This is a genomic window from Serratia sp. BIGb0163 (genome assembly GCF_024809935.1).
Taxonomy (GTDB): Bacteria; Pseudomonadota; Gammaproteobacteria; order Enterobacterales; family Enterobacteriaceae; genus Serratia; species Serratia quinivorans.
In genome coordinates, this window is record NZ_JANUDZ010000005.1 from 57,441 (window position 1) to 76,617 (window position 19,177).

At 56.5% G+C, this 19,177-nt stretch carries 14 protein-coding genes; 7 read left to right on the plus strand and 7 right to left on the minus strand.

Annotated features, from left to right (window positions below; translation table 11 throughout):
* Positions 1–34: 34 nt before the first annotated feature.
* Complete coding sequence (locus M2406_RS17535) at positions 35–2,032, plus strand: ligand-gated channel protein (protein ID WP_012145936.1); 1,998 nt, start codon at positions 35–37, stop codon at positions 2,030–2,032.
* Between the two features lie 181 nt (positions 2,033–2,213).
* On the opposite strand, the gene M2406_RS17540 is transcribed toward M2406_RS17535, so the two are convergent.
* A complete protein-coding gene (locus tag M2406_RS17540) occupies positions 2,214–3,002 on the minus strand; it encodes an ABC transporter ATP-binding protein (protein WP_012145937.1) in 789 nt (262 codons plus the stop codon).
* Positions 2,999–4,081 (minus strand): iron ABC transporter permease, encoded by a 1,083-nt coding sequence (locus tag M2406_RS17545; RefSeq protein ID WP_012145938.1) that lies wholly within the window; start codon positions 4,079–4,081, stop codon positions 2,999–3,001. The genes M2406_RS17540 and M2406_RS17545 overlap by 4 nt, the downstream gene beginning before the upstream one ends.
* Before the next feature lie 358 nt (positions 4,082–4,439).
* On the opposite strand from M2406_RS17545, the gene M2406_RS17550 reads away from it, so the two are divergent.
* Positions 4,440–5,537: a diguanylate cyclase domain-containing protein gene (locus tag M2406_RS17550; RefSeq protein ID WP_259190841.1), complete on the plus strand. Its 1,098-nt coding sequence runs from the start codon at positions 4,440–4,442 to the stop codon at positions 5,535–5,537.
* A 59-nt stretch (positions 5,538–5,596) separates the two neighbouring features.
* On the opposite strand, the gene M2406_RS17555 is transcribed toward M2406_RS17550, so the two are convergent.
* Positions 5,597–7,078, minus strand: a complete 1,482-nt coding sequence (locus M2406_RS17555) for an amino acid permease (RefSeq protein ID WP_012145940.1) — start codon at positions 7,076–7,078, stop codon at positions 5,597–5,599.
* Between the two features lie 197 nt (positions 7,079–7,275).
* Positions 7,276–8,151, minus strand: coding sequence for a DNA-binding transcriptional regulator YeiE (gene yieE / locus M2406_RS17560; protein ID WP_012145941.1), 876 nt, complete (start codon positions 8,149–8,151; stop codon positions 7,276–7,278).
* Between the two features lie 249 nt (positions 8,152–8,400).
* Between yieE and M2406_RS17565 the strand changes: the two genes are divergently transcribed.
* Both M2406_RS17565 and nfo read left to right on the plus strand, forming a co-directional pair.
* The gene (locus M2406_RS17565) at positions 8,401–9,489 is read left to right on the plus strand and encodes a YeiH family putative sulfate export transporter (protein WP_115184222.1); all 1,089 of its coding nucleotides are present in this window, start codon (positions 8,401–8,403) and stop codon (positions 9,487–9,489) included.
* 117 nt (positions 9,490–9,606) lie between these two features.
* Complete coding sequence (gene nfo, locus M2406_RS17570) at positions 9,607–10,446, plus strand: deoxyribonuclease IV (RefSeq protein WP_112364104.1); 840 nt, start codon at positions 9,607–9,609, stop codon at positions 10,444–10,446.
* Between the two features lie 246 nt (positions 10,447–10,692).
* Here the strand turns inward: nfo and fruA are convergent, their stop codons facing one another.
* The 3 genes from fruA to fruB are packed head-to-tail and all read right to left on the minus strand — an operon-like array spanning position 10,693 to position 14,461.
* Positions 10,693–12,378, minus strand: coding sequence for a PTS fructose transporter subunit IIBC (fruA, locus tag M2406_RS17575; protein ID WP_259190847.1), 1,686 nt, complete (start codon positions 12,376–12,378; stop codon positions 10,693–10,695).
* Between the two features lie 11 nt (positions 12,379–12,389).
* Complete coding sequence (fruK, locus tag M2406_RS17580; protein ID WP_259190849.1) at positions 12,390–13,331, minus strand: 1-phosphofructokinase; 942 nt, start codon at positions 13,329–13,331, stop codon at positions 12,390–12,392.
* Complete coding sequence (fruB, locus tag M2406_RS17585) at positions 13,328–14,461, minus strand: fused PTS fructose transporter subunit IIA/HPr protein (protein ID WP_259190852.1); 1,134 nt, start codon at positions 14,459–14,461, stop codon at positions 13,328–13,330. Before fruB ends, fruK begins: the two co-directional genes overlap by 4 nt.
* 247 nt (positions 14,462–14,708) lie before the next feature.
* Here fruB and M2406_RS17590 point away from each other — a divergent pair, with 247 nt between their 5' ends.
* From M2406_RS17590 to torA, 3 genes are all read left to right on the plus strand, one after another.
* A complete protein-coding gene (locus tag M2406_RS17590) occupies positions 14,709–15,131 on the plus strand; it encodes an NUDIX hydrolase (RefSeq protein WP_135345138.1) in 423 nt (140 codons plus the stop codon).
* 257 nt (positions 15,132–15,388) lie between these two features.
* Positions 15,389–16,549 carry a NapC/NirT family cytochrome c gene (locus M2406_RS17595; protein ID WP_218216805.1) on the plus strand — a complete coding sequence of 387 codons (1,161 nt, stop codon included), beginning with the start codon at positions 15,389–15,391 and terminating at the stop codon, positions 16,547–16,549.
* 12 nt (positions 16,550–16,561) lie between these two features.
* The gene (gene torA / locus M2406_RS17600; protein WP_012145949.1) at positions 16,562–19,042 is read left to right on the plus strand and encodes a trimethylamine-N-oxide reductase TorA; all 2,481 of its coding nucleotides are present in this window, start codon (positions 16,562–16,564) and stop codon (positions 19,040–19,042) included.
* Positions 19,043–19,177: the final 135 nt, after the last annotated feature.

Here is a 19,177-nt window from a genome sequence, read left to right on the forward strand (position 1 = left end):
GTCGATTTACATCAGACCAGGAAAGGTTTGCCTCATGGAAAAGCCACGTTATAACCAGCTCACCGCACTGATTATTGCCTCACTCGGCAGCGCCGGCGCGTTCGCCGCACCACAGAATGACGCTCAGGACACCATGGTGGTGACCGCCTCCGGTTTCCAGCAAAAAATCCAGGACTCGCCCGCCTCTATCTCGGTGATCCCGCGCCAACAGATTGAAGACAAAGCCTACCGGGACATTACCGACGCGTTGAAAGACGTACCGGGCGTGGTGGTAACCGGCGGGGCCAGCAACAGCGATATCAGCATCCGCGGCATGTCCTCTAAATACACCCTGATTCTGGTCGATGGCAAACGCGTGGACACCCGTGGCACCCGCCCGAACAGCGATAACTCGGGTATTGAGCAGGGCTGGCTGCCGCCGCTGGAAGCCATTGAGCGCATTGAAGTGGTGCGCGGCCCGATGTCTTCGCTGTACGGTTCTGACGCCATGGGCGGCGTGATCAACGTGATCACCCGCAAAACCTCCAATACCCAGGGCTGGAAAGGTTCATTGCACGGCGATGCCACCTTCCAGGAGAACAGCAACTCCGGCGATCTGTTCCAGACTAACGCCTACGCTTCCGGTCCGCTGATTGAAGGCCTGCTGGGTCTGCGGGTCAATGGCCTGCTGTCCCGCCGCGCCGAGGACCAAATCCTCAATGGCTACAGCGAGCAGCGCATGCGCAGTGGCACCGCGGTATTCAACCTGACGCCAAACGAACAGAACGATTTTGATTTCGAAATTGGCCGCTCTTTGCAGGATCGTGACAGTACGCCGGGCAAATCCATGGCGACTGAAAACTGCCGTAACAATAAATGCACGGCTAACAGCGCCAGCGACAGCCTCTACACCCGGACCAACTACGCCGTAACCCATAACGGTTATTACGACTTCGGCAATACCACCAGCTACATTCAGCGCGAAGAAACCAATAACCCAGGCCGCGACATGAAGATGTACAACACTATCTTCAATACGCAAACCCAGTTTGACCTCGGCGACCATATGCTGAATCTCGGCGGCCAGTACCGTTACGAAAAATTGAGCGACGGTGGCAATCAGTTGGCAGCAGCGGATGGGTTGAACAAACTGACGCGCTGGAGCTGGGCGCTGTTTGCCGAAGACGAATGGGCGATGACCAACGATTTCAGCCTGACCAGCGGCATCCGTATGGATCAGGACCAGAACTACGGCAACCACTGGACACCGCGCATGTACGGCGTCTGGCACCTGGCCGAGCAATGGACGCTGAAAGGCGGCGTTTCTGCCGGTTACCGTTCACCGGATCTGCGTCAATCCTCAGCCAATTGGGGGCAAATCACCGGCGGTGGCCGCACTTCAATCATCATCGGCAATCCGGACCTGCAGCCAGAAAAAAGCCTGAGCGAAGAGATCGGGGTGATGTGGGATAACCAGCAAAACCTGAACGCCGGCGTTACCCTGTTTAACACCGACTTCAAAGATAAAATTACCGAAGTGCGCCGCTGCGACAGCGGCGACGGCGACGCGCAATGCATGATCGGCGACACGCCTTATTACTTTATCAGCGACCGTACTAACGTCGATAAAGCCAATATGCGTGGCGTAGAGGCCACCTTTGGCTGGCAAATCAGCAAAGACTGGAAGTGGAACACCAACTACACCTATACCTCATCAGAGCAAAAAAGTGGGGATTTCCAGGGCAAACCACTGAACCAGATGCCGAAGCATATGGTTAACAGCGTGCTGGACTGGCAGGCAACTCACGATGTCAGCCTGTGGTCCCGCGTTAACTTCCGCAGTAAGACATCGGACTACATGAGCCGAGCATCGATGGCCAAGAGCACGCCGTCTTACACCTTTGTTGACGCTGGCCTTAGCTACCAGGCGAATAAAAACCTGCAGGTTACCGGTGGGGTTTACAACATCCTCGATAAAACCGTCGATTACGATAACTACAATACCGTGTTGGATGGCCGCCGTTACACCGTCGGCATGACCTACAACTTCTGATGCGATAAAAAAGGCCCCGAGATCGGGTAATGCCGGTCAGTTAAGTACAGTTCTGAATATGAATGTACGACGTTGTTTAAGTGGGCGTCCCCCTCTCCCGAGGGAGAGGGCCGGGGTGAGGGGCTTTCGCGTAAGTATGTATCCCCTCACCCTAACCCTCTCCCAAAGGAGAGGGAACAATTCAAACCACCGGCTGGTTCACCAATCCGTCGATCAACACCTGCGGGGTGCCCTGCGAACAACGCTCAATACGTCCGCGAACGCCATACACCCGCGCCAAACTCTGCGGCGTGATCACCTCTTCCGGCGCACCGTCGGCAATCAATTCACCGTCCTGCAGCATCAACACATGATCGCCATGGCGCAGAGCTATATTGATGTCATGCACCACCACCACTGTGATGATATTGCGTTTACGCGTCTCTTTGCGCACCAAATCCATCACGTGGAACTGGTAGTTAAGATCGAGCGCGCTCAGCGGTTCATCCAGCAACAGCAGCGAAGGCTGACGGATCAGTGATTGCGCCAGGCCAACCAGCTGTTTCTGGCCGCCGGAAAGCTGGTCGAGGTAGCTCAGCGCCAAATGTGCGATGCCAAGCTGCTGCAGCAATGCCATAACCTCCGACTCGCTGCCGGCGTTGCTGCGGCCGCCCGAGGCACGTTGCGCCACGATGATCGACTCCAGCACGTGCAAATGCACTCCGGCAGGCAACGATTGCGGCAAATACACCACTTTCTCGGCCCGACGGGCAAAGGGCATCTGCATCAGATCGATATCATCGAGCCACAGTTGCCCCTGCGCCGGGTTCAGCCCGGCCAGCGAGCGCAGCAGCGTCGACTTGCCGCTGCCGTTCGGCCCCAGCAGCACGGTGATTTGGCCACGTGGCAACATTGGCACCGCCAAATTGCCGATCACCTGACGCTTCGGATAACCGGCGGAGAAATGCTCGATACGCAATCCCTGGCTCATACATTCCCCCGATGACGCAGAATAATACTCAGGAAGAACGGCACACCCACCAGCGAAGTGACGATGCCGACCGGAATGATGATCCCCGGGATCAGGTTTTTCGAGGCCACTGAGGCCATCGACAGCACCAGTGCGCCAATCAACGCACTGGCCGGCAGATAGAAACGATGATCTTCACCGAAAATCATGCGGGCGATATGTGGCGCTACCAGGCCGATAAAACCAATCGGGCCAACAAATGCCACCGCCAATGCGGAAAGAATACTGATACGCAGCAAGGTGGTCAGGCGCAGGCGGCGCACGTCGATGCCGAAGCTCACCGCCCGATCCTCACCCAGACGCAGCGCGGTCAACTTCCACGAGCTCATCATCGACAACGGCAGCAGCACGGCAAATACGCCGAGCAGGATGCCCAGTTTGTCCCAGGAAGCGCGGGCCAGACTACCCATCGTCCAGAACACCAGCCCCTGCAGCGTATCTTCGCTGGCAATAAACTGCATCATGGAGACCAGCGCGTTAAAGGTGAACACCAGCGCAATCCCGAACAGCACCACCCCGGAGGTGGCAACCCTTGTCCAGCGAGTAATGCCGTCCAGCATCAATGCGGCAAACAAGGCGAAAATAAACGCATTGGCGGAAATAAACCACTGGTCAGGAATACCCGGCACGCCAATCCCCAACACAATGGCCAGTGCCGCGCCGAAAGCGGCGGCAGAAGAAACCCCGAGGGTAAAGGGGCTGGCAAGCGGGTTATTCAGGATGGTTTGCATTTCTGCCCCGGCCAGGCCAAGCGCAAACCCCACCACCACGGCCATCAAGGCATAAGGCAAACGGATATCCCAGACAATCACCCGCGTACCGGCATCTGCAGCCGCAGGATCAATCAGCGTTTGCCACAGGGAGGACAGCGAAAGTCCGGATGGCCCCAGGGTAAAATCCAGCAGCAGCGAACCCAAAATTGCCAATGCCAACACCCCCATCATCAATAAACGGTGGCGGAGAATATGGTGATAACGCCCCATAACGTTGACGTCGGGTTGCCCCTTGGCGTCAGACAGAGGATCGGTGGATACGCTCATTATTTCGGATACCTGTTACGACAATGACCATGGCGGCGCGCCAGACGGCCGCTTGAACGGGATAAGCAGCCGATAACAATAAAGCAAACGATAATACTTATCAATCATACCAATAGCTATTACCTGCCATGTTAATGTGTAACGCTTTATTTTATAAGGCTATTAGCCAGTCAGGTCCGACAAGCTTCCGATGGCGTACAGGGTTAATAATTCCGAAAGTTTGGCCGCCCCGCGCCCAACTATGACAAATTGCAACAAAACCACATAGAATCCAAAGCCAGACCGGCAAAGGGTGTACCAGGCACCTTATGCCGGATATTTAGGGCCCGTTAGCGGGCCCTTTACTAAAGAGGCCGCCATGAGAAGTCGCTCCCCAACGTTAACGCCTAAAAAACCTGCGCTACTGAATTGGCTGCTACAAAGTTCGCATCAGGCTGATAACGCCCAATTTCAACGCCAAATGCGGCTTACGCTGGTGCCATCCCCCACCACTCCCTGGCTGAATGCCGCCGGTGTGGCACTGCTGCTGCTGGCGTATGGCTGGCTGAGCAACCTGGCGATCGCGGCTGCACTGCTGGCGTTGCTGGCATTACTGACCGCCGGGCGCTGGTGGCTGGCGCGCGTCACTCCCCCTATCAGGCCAACAGCCATGCTGGTGACGGTACTGCTGTGGTGTGCACTGGTGGGCGCAATTGCACTGCTGGCGATGCTTTCAGGCCGCATGCTACTGATCCTGTCCGCCGGCCTGTTGATCACCGCGCTGGCATTCTGGCTGATGCAGCGTCATGCCGCCGCACCGCGTTTTGCCCTGCTGGAAATTATGCTGCTGACCCTGCCCTATCTGTTGGCCGCACCGCTGTCACGCGTACAAAATCTGTTTTTACTGGCGGATATCATCCCGCTGTGGCTGCTGCTGGCCCATGGGTTGATCGCGTTTTACCATCGTCAGGTCGCACAATACGTCACCCTCGCCGCAGAAAAACAAAAAGCGGCCCATCGCGATCATTTGACCGGTTTCCTTAACCGCGCAGGCGGTGAAGCGGTGATGCAAGAAATTTGCCATCCCGCCACGACGATCCACCCGCTATCTCACCTGTTTATTATCGAATTCACCCCACTGGCGGCGCTCTACCAGAGCCACGGGGTGCTGATCGGCGATGACGTGTTACGCACCATCGGCGAGCGCCTGAAAATGCTGGTGCGCCCGAGCGATTTTGTCTGCCGCTATAGCGGTGGTCAGTTTCTGATCCTGGTGCACGGCCTGCCTTACGGTTCCGAAGGCGAATTTTTGGCGCGTATCGTTCCACCGTTGGAGGTGCCTTACGATTTTGGCGCATTCGGTGAGGTGACGTTGCGGTTGAATACCGGAGTACTGGCGTTAACCCAGGATTATAAAACGGTAGCAAGCCTGATGACGGCGGCGCAGCAAGCGCTGGGGATAAAAGGAAAGGATTAGTTTCAGGCTGCGGCCGAACGGTCAGCTGCAGCCTGAAATTTAACGGGTATAGACAGGGATTACTTCACGTCCATTTTCGGGAATTCCATTTCGCTGTACTTCACGACACGGGTGCCGCGCGTCAGCTTGTAGCCGAACCAGATAATCAGGAACAGCGGCAGACCGATATAAGTTGCGGTCACGCCGTACCAATCGATGCGGTCTTGCAGGAACGCCTGATAGTTCTGCCCCAGCGTGATAATCAGGCACAGGACAAACGCAAAGATTGGGCCCAGCGGGAAGAAACCGGAACGGTAAGGCAAATCGTTCAGATCACGCCCCTGGATCATATAGCCGCGACGGAAACGGTAATGACTGATGGCAATCCCCAACCAGGCGATAAAGCCGGTCATCCCCGAGGTGTTCAGCAGCCACAGATAAACCGACTGGTTGCCGAACATTGAGCTGAGGAAGCACAGGCCCGCCACCACGGTAGTGGCATAGAGCGCGTTGCGTGGCACCCCGCCCTTCGACAGTTTGGCGAAAATACGCGGCGCTTTGCCTTCCGATGCCAGGGTAAACAGCATGCGGGTGGAAGCGTACATCCCGGAGTTACCGGCGGACAGCACCGCCGTCAGGATCACCGCATTCATCACCGCCGCCGCCGACAGCAGACCGGCGTGCTGGAAGACCAGCGTGAACGGGCTGACGCTGATGTCTTTCACATCGTTACGCAGCAGGCTCGGATCGGTATAAGGGATGATCAGGCTGATAATCAAAATGGCGAAGATATAGAACAGCAGGATACGCCAGAACACCTGACGCACTGCGCGCGGGATATTTTTGCCCGGGTTTTCCGACTCGCCGGCCGCGATGCCGATAAGCTCGGTACCCTGGAACGAGAAGCCGACTATCATCGCCACGCCTATCATCGCCGAGAAGCCCCCGGCAAACGGCGCATCGCCAATAGTCCAGTTCTGCCAGCCCGCGTGCTCGCCCCCCTTGAGGATGCCGAAGATCATCAGCACGCCGATACCGATAAAGATAATGACGGTGGTCACTTTGATCAGCGAGAACCAGTATTCCGCTTCACCGAAGCCTTTGACCGAGATGTAGTTCAACAGGAACATCAGGCCAAGGAACAGTGCGCTCCAGATCCAGCCCGGCGTATCCGGGAACCAATAGGTCATCACCAGCTGCGAGGCCACCAGGTCAACGGCGATGGTCACCGCCCAGTTGTACCAGTAGTTCCAGCCCAGCGCGAAACCAAAGCCTTCTTCTACGTATTTGGCACCGTAGGTGGAGAAAGAGCCGGACACCGGCATAAAGGCTGCCAATTCGCCCAGGCTGGTCATCAGGAAGTAAACCATCAGTCCGATCAGCGCGTAAGACAGCAGTGCCCCGCCCGGACCGGCCTGAGAAACCGTAGCGCCAGAGGCGACAAACAGACCGGTGCCGATAGAGCCACCAATAGCAATCATGGTTAAGTGCCGAGCTTTCAGCTCGCGGCGTAATCCGGGCACTGCTTGCTCCGATGTTGTTTTTATATCCTGCTGAGCCATTCTTACCCTATCTGCTGGTCAAAAAAAATGAGGGCGGATTGTAACAAATACCCGCCGGTGAACTAATAACATTCCACTGATATAAGATAGCTTCATAATTCAGGGCTAATTATTAGCGACAGGCCAGAATACCTTACTTACTGTCATTAATGTGACAGGGAGCAGCTTTTTATGCTTTTTTACTGCTTTCGGAGACGCTATTGAGGCTGAAACCCACAGTATCCGAGAAAACGCTGCAGCGCGTTGGAGATATGCTTTTGCCGGTGATGGATCAGATAAAGGGTGCGCATCAACGGCGGTAACGGGATATTCAGCTCCACCAGCACGCCACTGGCCAACTGTTCGCCAATCACACGCCGCGACAGGCAACTGATCCCCATGCCGTGGCGAACCGCATGTTTGATCGCTTCCGAATTACCCAGTTCCATCACCAGTTGGAAGTGCGGCAAGTGCGCCAGCAGCAGATGATGCAGCACCTCGCGCGTCCCCGAGCCACCCTCACGCAGGATCCAGGGGGCTGTGGCCAGCATTTCCAGGGTCAGCGGTTGCCCGGCCAATGGGTTGTCCGGCGCGGCAAATACCACCAATTCATCTTCCAGCCACGGCAGAGTGATCAGTTCCGGCATATGACAAGGGCCTTCAATCAGTCCCAGGTCGACGCGGAAATCCGCCACAGCGCCGATCACGTCCTGGCTGTTGCCGACGTTCAGTTCCAACGGTGAAGCGGGGAAATCATGCCGATAATGGGCGATCATCTCCGGCAGCATATAGTTGCCGATGGTGCTGCTGGCACTGATGCGCAATGCGCCGCCGTCATGGCGGAACAGTTGTTCAATCTCCCCCGCCTGCTCCAGCAGTGCCAGCGCCTTCGGGTACAGCAACCTGCCATGCTCATTAATGACCAAACGCTTGCCCACGCGGTCAAACAACTGCACGCCCAATTGCCCTTCCAGATCGGCCAGCGCGGCGCTGACCGCCGATTGTGATAACGCCAGAACTACCGAAGCCTGCGTGGTCGAACCGCTCTTAAGCACTTCGGTAAACACTTCCAATTGACGTAAGGTGATATGCATAGCGTCTCGGTTTTAAGCAAAGGTGACATCGAAAAAAGTCACTGAAATTAATGCAAAATCTGCGCTGCTGACCGGCAACAACGCACAGGGTGAATACTATTAATGGTACCACGTTTGCAGAAATCAGCATGAAAGCCGCCCATGTCGATTAACCACTTATTCAGATAGGTTATAACCATATAATCAATTTCTCTTTTATGCAGCCAGAACGTAGTCTGTGCTCAAGATTTTGATTAAAAGGGCTGACTTATGGCGACCAATACCACACAGAATTTCCCCACTCGGCAATTTGCCCTGTTCGGTTTACCTCACCTGATCCCAGGGCTGCTGTTGACCGGGGCTATCACCGCGTTAGCCGTCTGGATTGGTGATATTCCATGGGTGGCCGGACTGGGGCTGGGAGCGCTGACGCTGGCGATTTTACTCGGCATTGTGGTAGGTAATACGCTGTATCCCTGGTTACAGCCCAGCTCTCACAGCGGCGTTCAGTTCGCCAAACAGCGCCTGCTGCGGTTGGGCATTATCCTTTACGGCTTCCGCCTGACGTTTCAGCAAATTGCCGACGTGGGCACTACCGGTATCATCATTGATGCGTTAACGCTCACCACCACTTTCCTGCTCGCCTGCTGGTTGGGCAAGAAAGTGTTTGGCCTCGACACTCATACCACCATGCTGATCGGTGCCGGCAGCAGCATCTGCGGTGCGGCTGCGGTCATGGCTACCGAACCGGTACTGAAAGCCGATGCCAATAAGGTGGCGGTCGCCGTGAGCACCGTGGTGGTGTTCGGTACGCTGGCGATCTTTGCCTACCCTTGGCTGTACCATCTGAACGAGCAATTCCAATGGCTGCCGTTTAATCAGGAAAGCTTCGGTATCTTCACCGGTTCGACCATCCACGAAGTGGCACAGGTCGTCGCCGCCGGACATGCCATCGGGCCGGATGCTGAAAACGCTGCGGTAATCTCTAAAATGATCCGCGTAATGATGCTGGCCCCCTTCCTGGTCGTACTTTCAGGATTTATCAGCCGCAGCCGTAGCACTGACAACAGCGGTGAGAAAGCAGAAAAATCTGCCATTACCATTCCCTGGTTTGCCGTGCTGTTTATCGCCGTCGCCGGGCTGAACTCGTTCAACCTGATCCCGGCTACGCTGGTAAAACATCTGATTACTGCGGATACCTGGATGCTGGCGATGGCCATGGCGGCGCTGGGATTGACCACCCACATCAGCGCAGTGCGCCAGGCGGGGGTAAAACCGATTCTGCTGGCCACCCTGTTGTTCATCTGGCTGATTGTCGGCGGCGGTGCGATTAACCTGCTGGTGCAACACTTCCTCTGATTCACCCCGCGATTATTCCACTACCTCAGGCCCGTCATCGCGGGCCTGAACTTTTTCAGCCATTCAATCCTTCCGCTATCAATGCCATAATGACGCCGATTACACAGGAGAATGAAAATGAAGTTTGTCGGTGCACATGTCAGCGCGTCAGGCGGCGTGGATCAAGCGGTTATCCGCGCGCACGAATTAGAGGCGACCGCATTCGCCCTGTTCACTAAAAATCAGCGTCAATGGAAGGCCGCCCCGCTGCCTGCCGATGTGATTGATAAATTCAAGAGCGCCTGCGCGCAGTACGGTTACGGCCCAGGACAGATCCTGCCGCACGACAGCTACCTGATTAATCTCGGCCACCCGGTGACCGAGGCATTGGAAAAATCCCGCGAAGCCTTTCTTGATGAGATGCAGCGTTGTGAGCAACTGGGGCTGACGCTGCTGAATTTCCACCCTGGCAGCCATCTGATGCAAATTGACGAAGACAAATGCCTGGCACGCATCGCTGAATCCATCAACCTGGTGCTGGATAAAACCAGCGGTGTGACAGCGGTGATCGAAAATACCGCCGGTCAGGGCAGTAATCTGGGCTTTAAGTTTGAACATTTGGCGGCGATCATCGACGGCGTGGAAGACAAAAGCCGCGTCGGCGTCTGCATCGACACCTGTCACGCTTTTGCCGCCGGTTACGATCTGCGTACCGAGGAAACCTGCGAACAGACCTTTAAGGAACTCGGTGAGGTGGTGGGCTTCAACTATTTGCGCGGTATGCACCTGAACGACGCCAAAAGCGAATTCGGCAGTCGCGTTGACCGTCACCACAGTCTGGGTGAGGGCAACATCGGTAAAACGGTGTTCAGCTACATCATGCGCGACCCGCGCTTCGACAATATCCCGCTGATCCTGGAAACGGTGAACCCGGATATCTGGGCGGAAGAGATCGCCTGGCTGAAGGCGCAGCAGTAGTTGTCGCAATAAAAAACCGGAGCCTGGACTCTAATGCCGGTCAGTTAAGCAAAGTTCTGAATAAGAAGGTACGACGTTGTTTAAGTGGGCGTCCCCCTCTCCCGAGGGAGAGGGCCGGGGTGAGGGGCTTTCGCGTTAGTATGTATCCCCTCACCCTAACCCTCTCCCAAAGGAGAGGGAACAATATCACCTTAACTTACAAGCATTAGAGTCTGGACTCCGGTTTTTTTATTACCAACGCTAATCTTAAGCCACGCTGGCCGCCGGGACGTCAGCACGTTTCAGCAGCGCGTAAGACACGCCAGCCAAGAGCGTACCGGCGATAATCGCCACCAGATACAGCAGTACCGGAGTGATTGCGCCCGGGATCAGCAGCACGAACAACCCGCCGTGCGGCGCCATCAGTTTGGCACCAAACGCCATGGACAGCGCACCGGTCAGCGCGCCACCAGCGATGCAGCATGGCAGCACGCGCATCGGGTCACGGGCAGCGAACGGGATCGCGCCTTCGGAGATAAAGCACAGGCCCAACACCAGCGCCGCTTTCCCGCCTTCCTGTTGTGACTTGTCGAACTTGCGACGCGCCAGCAGCGTTGCCAACCCCATCGCCAGCGGTGGCACCATACCGGCAGCCATAATCGCCGCCATCGGCGCATACACCGAAGAACTCAGCAACGCCACGCCAAAAGCATAGGCCGCCTTGTTGACCGGGCCACCCATATCGGTACACATCATGGCACCGAGGATTGCGCCCAGCAGCACCGCGTTAGCGGTACCCAGTGACTGCAACCAATGGGTCAGACCTTCCATGATTTTCGCCACCGGCGTACCGACGATGAAGATCATGATCAGACCCACGATCAGGCTGGCAACCAGCGGAATGATCAGGATCGGCTTCAGCGCTTCCATACTCTGCGGCAAACGCAGTTTAGTGCTGATAAATTTGGCGACATAACCCGCCAGGAAACCGGCAATGATACCGCCGAGGAAACCGGCTCCAGTGCTTACTGCCAACATGCCACCAATCAACCCCGGCGTCAGGCCCGGACGGTCAGCAATTGAGAAAGCAATAAAACCAGCCAGCACCGGCACCATCAGTGCAAAGGCCGAACCCCCACCGATCTGCATCAGTGCCGCCGCCAGCGTGCCTTTGACTTCGAACGCCTTGATACCGAATACGAACGACAGTGCGATACACAGACCGCCCGCCACCACCATTGGCAGCATATAAGACACGCCGGTCAACAGATGCCGATAAGGCCCGGCACTCTCTTTCTTCTTGCCGGCCGCAGCCGGAGCACCACTTTTCTGCGGCTGGAAAATCTCGGCTTCGGCCTGCGCCTTGTCCAGTTCCTGCGCGGTTTTCTTTAACGCCAGCCCGGTAGAGGTGCGATACATTGGCTTGCCGGCAAATTTCTCCAGATCCACTTCGATATCGGCCGCCACGATCACCAGATCCGCCGCCGCCACTTCTTCTGGCGTAATCGCATTACCGGCACCCACGGAACCGCGGGTTTCAACCTTTACCCACCAGCCGCGTTTTTTGGCTTCGCTCTCAATCGCCTCGGCCGCCATAAAGGTATGCGCCACACCGGTTGGACAAGCGGTGATCGCCACAATGCGTTTTTGACCCGCCGCTTTGACCGGTTCAGCCGTTGCCGGTGCCTGCCAGGTTTTTGCCTCGGCGATAGCCTGCGTCAGGAAGGCTTCCGGCTCACGCACCGCGTGCTCCACATCCCCCACATAAACCCGCTTGCCGTTCAGCACGGCGTCAGCAGGCGCAGATTGCCCCGCCACCACCACCAGTTCAGCCTCATCCGGGGACTCCACCAGCGTCAGGCCGGCCTTCGCTGCAGCAGCGCCGAGCATGCGTTTCGCCAGGTGACCACGCGCCTGCCCCAGCGAACTGTCTATCATCAGCAGTGTTTTCATTCTGCCTCCCGCTATTGATTAAAAGGTTTCAGGTCGACACGCACCATCATCGCGGCCAACTGTGGACGGTCGGTCACGCCAACGTTGCTCTGGCTGACGGCCAGCGCAGCTACGGCGGTAGCCAAACGCAAAGTATGTTCACTGGATTCGCGCATCAGCAGGCCATAAATCAGGCCGCCGACCATCGAGTCGCCGGCACCGACGGTACTAACCACTTCGCAGGCCGGTGGCTTGGCGATCCAGGCGCCGGAAGCATTGACCCACAGCGCCCCTTCGGCACCGAGAGAAATCACCACGTGAGCAATGCCCTGATCGCGCAGCGCATGTGCGGCCTCAACCACGTCAGCCAACTGTGGCAATGGACGACCGGCCCAGATTTCCAGCTCGCGACGATTGGGTTTCACCAACCATGGCGCGGCTTTCAAGCCGGCAACCAGGGCTTCACGGCTGCTGTCGAAAATGATGCACGGGCACTGAGCGCGCAGGCGGATCATCCAGTCGGTAAAGGCATCGGGATCAACCCCCGCCGGCAGACTACCGCTCACTGCCACCATATCGAACTGGCCGAGCCAGCTCAGGGAGTCGGTCACGAAACGTTCCCAATCCTGACCGCTCACCTCAAAGCCGGAGAAGTTGAAATCTGTCACTTCACCGTCTTTTTCCGTCAGCTTGACGTTAATGCGGGTGCGGCCCGGTACCACCTGGAAGCGGTTGGCAATGCCCAGATCGCTGAACAGCAGCTGGAAGCCATCCTGGTTATCTTTGCCCAGGAAACCGCCCACAGTGACATCAATGCCCAAATCTTTCAGCACCTTGGCGACGTTAATGCCTTTTCCGGCGGCGTGCAGACCGGCGGTTTTGACCAGATTAACTTCACCGCGCTCGATCTCCGGGCAAAAACCCACCAGATCGTAAGCCGGATTCAGGGTAATTGTTGCTACTCTTCTGCTCATGCTGCGCCCTCGCCCAGTCCTTCGTTAATGGCCTCACCGATCGCCTTCAGCGCCGTTTCAGCATCTTCACCCTTGGCGGTAAAGCGCAGGTGATGTCCTTTTTTCACGCCCAACGCCACGACCTTCATCAGGCTGCGTCCGTTGGCCGGTTTGCCACTGCCATCCAGATTGGTGACGGTAATTTCGCTCTCGAACTTCTTGATTACGTTGACCAGCGCCGTCCCCGGACGGGCATGCAGGCCGTGTTCGTTACGAATGACGTACTCGGCACTCAGGGTGGTATTTTCTTCTTCTACTTCACTGGTCAGCAATGCCAGCAGGGTGACGGCATCGGCGTTCAGCAAGCGTTCAGCTTTATTCGCCAACAGCAGGTCACTCAGGTAATTCAGCACCGCCAGCGGTTGCTGGTCAGCCACTGACAATGTCAGCAGCAGCGCAACTTTCTCGCCGTCTTCGTCAAACGCCTGCACCGGACGGCTCAAGGTGGCCGCGCTGGTCAGATTGCCTTCGGTGCTGTCGCTCAGCCAAATACCCTGCCCCAAATTCAGTGGCTTGCGGGTAATGACGTCGCTGACGAACTGGGCGTTGACCGCACCGATCTTCTGCAAACGGCCGGCATTCAGTGCCTGCAGCGTCATCAGGCTGTCGGCGGCCACATCGAGCGCGATCAGAGAAGCGTCGAATTTGAATTCTGCCGTCAGCTTTTCGCCCATCAGCAGGCTGCGCAGCTCTTCTGTCGAGGTGGTTTTCGCCAACTGTTCGGCTACGCTGTCGTCGCTCAGCACGTGTGTCAGCTGGCGTAACAGCGCCAGGTGTTCGTCGGAGCGGGCGGCAATGCCGATCACCACAAAGGCGGTTTGGCCTTCGCCCCACTCAATGCCCTGCGGGAACTGGAATACCTGTACGCCGGTATTCAGCACCAGTTCACGGGTATCGGTAGTGCCGTGCGGGATGGCGATGCCGTTACCCAAATAGGTGGAGGTTTGCAGCTCGCGCTGCAGCATGCCGTCCACATAGGCGGCGCTGACGCAGCCGGCTTCGGTCAGTGCGGCGGCAACCTGCTGGATGGCTGCCTGCTTGCTGCCGGCAGTTGCGCCCAGGTGAATATCTTGCGGTGACAACTGGAACATGATTTTCCTCTCCTGCTGAATTGAATCGTTTCAGCTTTATTGGGAAAAAGGAGCGTTATCGGTACGGAATCATCGCGCCCATAACGCTGAAACGTTTCAAGGAGTGTGTGAGCAGCACCGGCTGAAAGCAAGTTTTCTCAAAATTGATGTGATAGATTTTTGACCTCACGCACACTTTTCCCGAAGGGTTATCCGTCGCGGCGCTAAAATGACATACTAAGCTGAAATTTTGCTGACGGAGACAAGCATGACTGTAGTGGCGGGCGTAGGGGTGATCATCGTAAATGCACAAGGGGAAATATTACTGGGGAAACGCTGCGGTCAGCACGCGCCTTTCTGGTCGATTCCCGGCGGGCATCTGGATGCCGGTGAAACCTTTGAACAGTGCGCTCAGCGTGAGATTGCCGAAGAAACCGGGCTGACCATCGCCCCACCCACTTTTATCGGTATCAGCAATAATCTGCAAACCTGGCGCGCCGAGGGAAAGCATACGATATCCGTCTGTTTACTGACGCAGCATCCCGGTGGCACCCCAGAACTCAAAGAACCGGAAAAATGTGCAGAATGGCGTTGGTGCTCTCCGAATAAGTTACCGGAACCCCACTTCGAAGCCAGCCGTAACGCCATTAACCTCTGGCAAACAGGCCAGGCCTACCAGCCGCCGAAATAGCCTTTTCGTTCAGTATTTTTTATATCTGTCCGTGATCTGAATCATGGGCTGATAAAGACACATAAAAAATGCGTTATATAAACCAGAATATAACGCTGTAAAATCCCTCAAATGGCCATTTTTCTGCTAAAAATAACCCTATAGTATTAGATGTCATTGCTAATGTTACCTATACTTCCTCAAGTATGTCGGCGCTCGGCCGGCACTTTTTTTGGCAAGGTTTTCCTTGGTATTTCATAATTATAAGTGGGTTCAATATGACCAATAAATTCACTGGCTTGATAAGAAAGCACCGCTGGGGATGGCTGTGGCTTTTGCTGTTGGGGATTATCCTCGGAGCAGCATTATTGGCGGGTACCGCCACGGTATTCCACAAAACCAGCGACACCGCCTTCTGTGTGTCCTGTCATACCATGCAACAACCGCTGGCCGAATATCAGGGCAGCATTCACTTCCAGAATACCAAGGGCATCCGCGCTGAATGCGCCGACTGCCACGTCCCACACGAACCGCTCGATTACCTGTGGACCAAGATCCGCGCGGTAAAAGATATTTATGGCGAGATGGTGGGCACTATCGATACGCCAGAAAAATATGAGGCGCATAAGCTGGCCATGGCCCAGTCGGTCTGGAAAACGCTGAAAGAAAGCGATTCCGCCACCTGCCGTTCATGCCACAGCTTTGATGCCATGGACATCACCGCCCAACGGCCTGAAGCACGCATTCAGCATCCGGTGGCTATCAAGCAGGGCGAAACCTGTATCGATTGCCATAAAGGAGTCGCGCACATTCTGCCGGACATGAGCGGTGCCGCCCAGGCCGGTGCAGCCGAACTGGCGAAGGCCGCGGCTGAAACCTCACCTACCGCCACCACGCTGTACACCATTGCCACTGAACCTTTCTTCCTGAAACCGGACGACAGCCACAACGCCGGCAACCTGATGCCATCCACCGAAGTTCAGGTGGTGAAACAGGAAGGCGACAAGGTGCTGGCCAACGTCACCGGCTGGCAGCAGGACGGCGTCAGTGAGGTGTTCTATGCCGCACAGGGCAAACGTATCCTTAGCGTGCTGCTGGGTGAAGACGCTCGCAAACTGCTGAAAACCGGCACCACCATGACCGATGCCGAAACCGGCCTGGTATGGCACCAGGTTTCCCTGCAGGTCTGGCTGCCACGCAAACAACTGATCGACGATCAGCAAAAAATCTGGCGTTACACCGCAGATATGATGTCGGCCAACTGCACCGGCTGTCACGGCCTGACCGCCCTAGATCGCTTCAACGCCAACCAGTGGATCGGCGTAATTAAAGGCATGGCTCCACGCACCTCGCTGACGCAGGAACAACTGCGCGTTCTGACACAATACGTGCAGAAACACGCCAGTGACATGCAGCCAACCAAACCTGCCAAGCTTTAAGGGAGAAGCGAAATGAGCAAATATCAGCAACAAGCGTTAAAAATGAGCCGCCGCCGCTTCCTGACCGGTGCTACCGCATTGGCCGCCGCCCCGTTGCTGGCAGGCCTGTGGCCCAAGTCAGCGCTGGCGCAGGCCATCAGCCAGGCGCTGCCACAATTTGTGGTGCTGCGTCAGGCGCAAAAAGGCATTCTGACCGGCGCACACTGGGGCGCTTTTGAAGCCATAGTGCAGGACGGCAAAATGGTCGGAGTGCAGCCGGTCAAGGACGATCCTTACCCGAACGAACTGATCACCATGGCGCCCTACCAGGTACATGCCGAAAACCGCATCAAATATCCGATGGTGCGTAAAAGCTGGCTGGAAGGCGGGCCTGGCAGCCATACCGAGCTGCGCGGCCGCGACGAATGGGTACGCGTCAGCTGGGACAAGGCGATTGAACTGGTTTGTGGCGAGATCACCCGTCTGCAAAAAGATCACGGCCCGCAGTCAATCTATGCCGGTTCCTATGGCTGGAAGAGCGTCGGCATGCTGCATAACAGCCGCACGCTGCTGCAACGCCTGATGAATCTGACCGGTGGCTTCCTCGGTTATGCCGGTGACTATTCCACCGGTGCCGCACAGGTGATCATGTCACACGTGGTCGGCTCCATGGAGGTTTACGAACAGCAAACCGCCTGGCCGAACGTGATTGAAAACAGCCAACTGGTGGTATTGTGGGGCTGTAACCCGATGATCACGCTGAAAAACAGCTGGAACGTGCCGGACCACTACGGCCAGACCGGCTTTGAGGCGCTGAAGAAGAAAGGCACCCGCGTGATCAGCATCGACCCGGTGCATAACGACAGCGCCAAATTTATCGATGCGCAGTGGATCGCTCCACGCCCTTATACCGATGGCGCCATGTTGATCGGCATCGCTCACACGCTGCTGACAGAGAAACTGCATAACCCGGACTTCCTGAAAACCTACACCGCCGGCTTCGACAAGTTCCAGGCTTATCTGCTGGGCGAAACAGATGGCACGCCGAAAACTGCCGAATGGGCCGCCGATGTTTGCGGCGTCGATGCCGACGTATTGCGCCAACTGGCACGCGACATGGCGAAAAATCGCACCATGATCATGGGCGGTTGGGGTATTCAACGTCAGCATCATGGCGAGCAGCAGCACTGGCTGTTGGTCACCGTGGCGGCGATGCTCGGCCAAATTGGCCTGCCGGGCGGCGGCTTCGGCTTCAGCTATCACTACTCTTCCGGCGGTAGCCCGACGGCGAAAGGCGGCATCATTTCCGGTATTTCTGCCGGTAATGCGCCGAAGAACTCACCGGCCCCGATCCCGGTGGCACGCATCGCCGAATGTCTGAGCAATCCGGGCAAGACCATTAATTTCAACGGCACACAGGTCACCTACCCCGAAGTGAAAATGGTGTATGTGGCCGGTGGCAACACCTTCCACCAGCACCAGGACACCAACAATCTGGTCAAGGCCTGGCAACGGCCGGACACCATCGTGGTGAACGAACCTTACTGGACCGCCACCGCCAAACACGCCGATATCGTGCTGCCGGCCACCACCAGCTATGAACGTAACGATCTGGAAATGGGCGGCGACTACTCGCAACTGTATGTGTTCCCAATGCATCAGTGCGTGGAGCCGCAGCATGAGTCGCGCAGCGATTTCGATATCTTCGCGGCCATGGCGGCCAAGCTGGGTGTGCAGGATGCCTTTACCGAAGGCAAAGATGAGACTCAGTGGCTCAAAGGCATGTACGACGACATGAAAACCCAAGCGCGCGCCGCCCGGGTGGCCCTGCCGCCGTTCGACATGTTCTGGGCATCCAACAACTATGTGCGTTTCCCGGTGCCCGAGGCCAATACCCAATGGGTACGTTTCGCCGACTATCGCGAAAACCCGCTACTCAATCCGTTGGGTACGCCATCCGGTAAGATCGAGATCTACTCCGACGCCATTGCCAAAATGAAGTATCAGGATTGCCCGGGCATTCCGACCTGGATGCCGCCGCATGAATGGTATCGCGGGCCAGAGGCGGTTAAATATCCGCTGTCGCTGAACACCGCGCACCCGATCAACCGTCTGCACTCGCAGCTCGACAATACGCCGCTGCGTAAAAAGTATGCGGTAGCAGACCGGGAAGCGATTGTGATCCATCCGCAGGACGCCAAGTCACGCGGTATCGCCAGCGGCGATCTGGTGCGCGCCTTTAACGATCGCGGCCAGATCCTGGTCGGTGCAGTCGTCAGTGAAGACGTGCGCCCTGGCGTGGTACGGATCAGCGAAGGGGCCTGGTTCGATCCGGCCGATCCTTCTCAGCCTGGCTCGCTGTGCAAGAACGGCAACGTCAACTGCCTGACCTTCGACGTCGGCTCCTCCAGCCTGGCGCAGGGGAACTGTGGGCAGATGGCCCAGTTGCAGATCGAGAAGTATCAGGGTGAGGTGCTGAAAAACACCGCGCACGACGTGCCTGCCGGCGCGTAACGGGTTATAGCGTAATACCGGGGCGATGGTGACATCGCCCTTTTTTATGCCCTTATACCGGAAAAAAACTTTGCCAGTAAAAGGAATGAAACCGGTTTCGGTTCATTTCTTTTTTTTACAAATAAATGGGCGTAT

Bases quoted from the DNA above. Each gene is read 5' to 3' on its own strand.
- M2406_RS17565 (WP_115184222.1), top strand. From the start codon at position 8,401: ATGGCGACCAATACCACACAGAATTTCCCCACTCGGCAATTTGCCCTG.
- M2406_RS17595 (WP_218216805.1), top strand. From the start codon at position 15,389: ATGACCAATAAATTCACTGGCTTGATAAGAAAGCACCGCTGGGGATGG.
- fruK (WP_259190849.1), bottom strand. From the start codon at position 13,331: ATGAGCAGAAGAGTAGCAACAATTACCCTGAATCCGGCTTACGATCTG.
- torA (WP_012145949.1), top strand. From the start codon at position 16,562: ATGAGCAAATATCAGCAACAAGCGTTAAAAATGAGCCGCCGCCGCTTC.
- yieE (WP_012145941.1), bottom strand. From the start codon at position 8,151: ATGCATATCACCTTACGTCAATTGGAAGTGTTTACCGAAGTGCTTAAG.
- M2406_RS17535 (WP_012145936.1), top strand. From the start codon at position 35: ATGGAAAAGCCACGTTATAACCAGCTCACCGCACTGATTATTGCCTCA.
- M2406_RS17545 (WP_012145938.1), bottom strand. From the start codon at position 4,081: ATGAGCGTATCCACCGATCCTCTGTCTGACGCCAAGGGGCAACCCGAC.
- M2406_RS17590 (WP_135345138.1), top strand. From the start codon at position 14,709: ATGACTGTAGTGGCGGGCGTAGGGGTGATCATCGTAAATGCACAAGGG.
- fruB (WP_259190852.1), bottom strand. From the start codon at position 14,461: ATGTTCCAGTTGTCACCGCAAGATATTCACCTGGGCGCAACTGCCGGC.
- M2406_RS17550 (WP_259190841.1), top strand. From the start codon at position 4,440: ATGAGAAGTCGCTCCCCAACGTTAACGCCTAAAAAACCTGCGCTACTG.
- M2406_RS17540 (WP_012145937.1), bottom strand. From the start codon at position 3,002: ATGAGCCAGGGATTGCGTATCGAGCATTTCTCCGCCGGTTATCCGAAG.
- fruA (WP_259190847.1), bottom strand. From the start codon at position 12,378: ATGAAAACACTGCTGATGATAGACAGTTCGCTGGGGCAGGCGCGTGGT.
- nfo (WP_112364104.1), top strand. From the start codon at position 9,607: ATGAAGTTTGTCGGTGCACATGTCAGCGCGTCAGGCGGCGTGGATCAA.
- M2406_RS17555 (WP_012145940.1), bottom strand. From the start codon at position 7,078: ATGGCTCAGCAGGATATAAAAACAACATCGGAGCAAGCAGTGCCCGGA.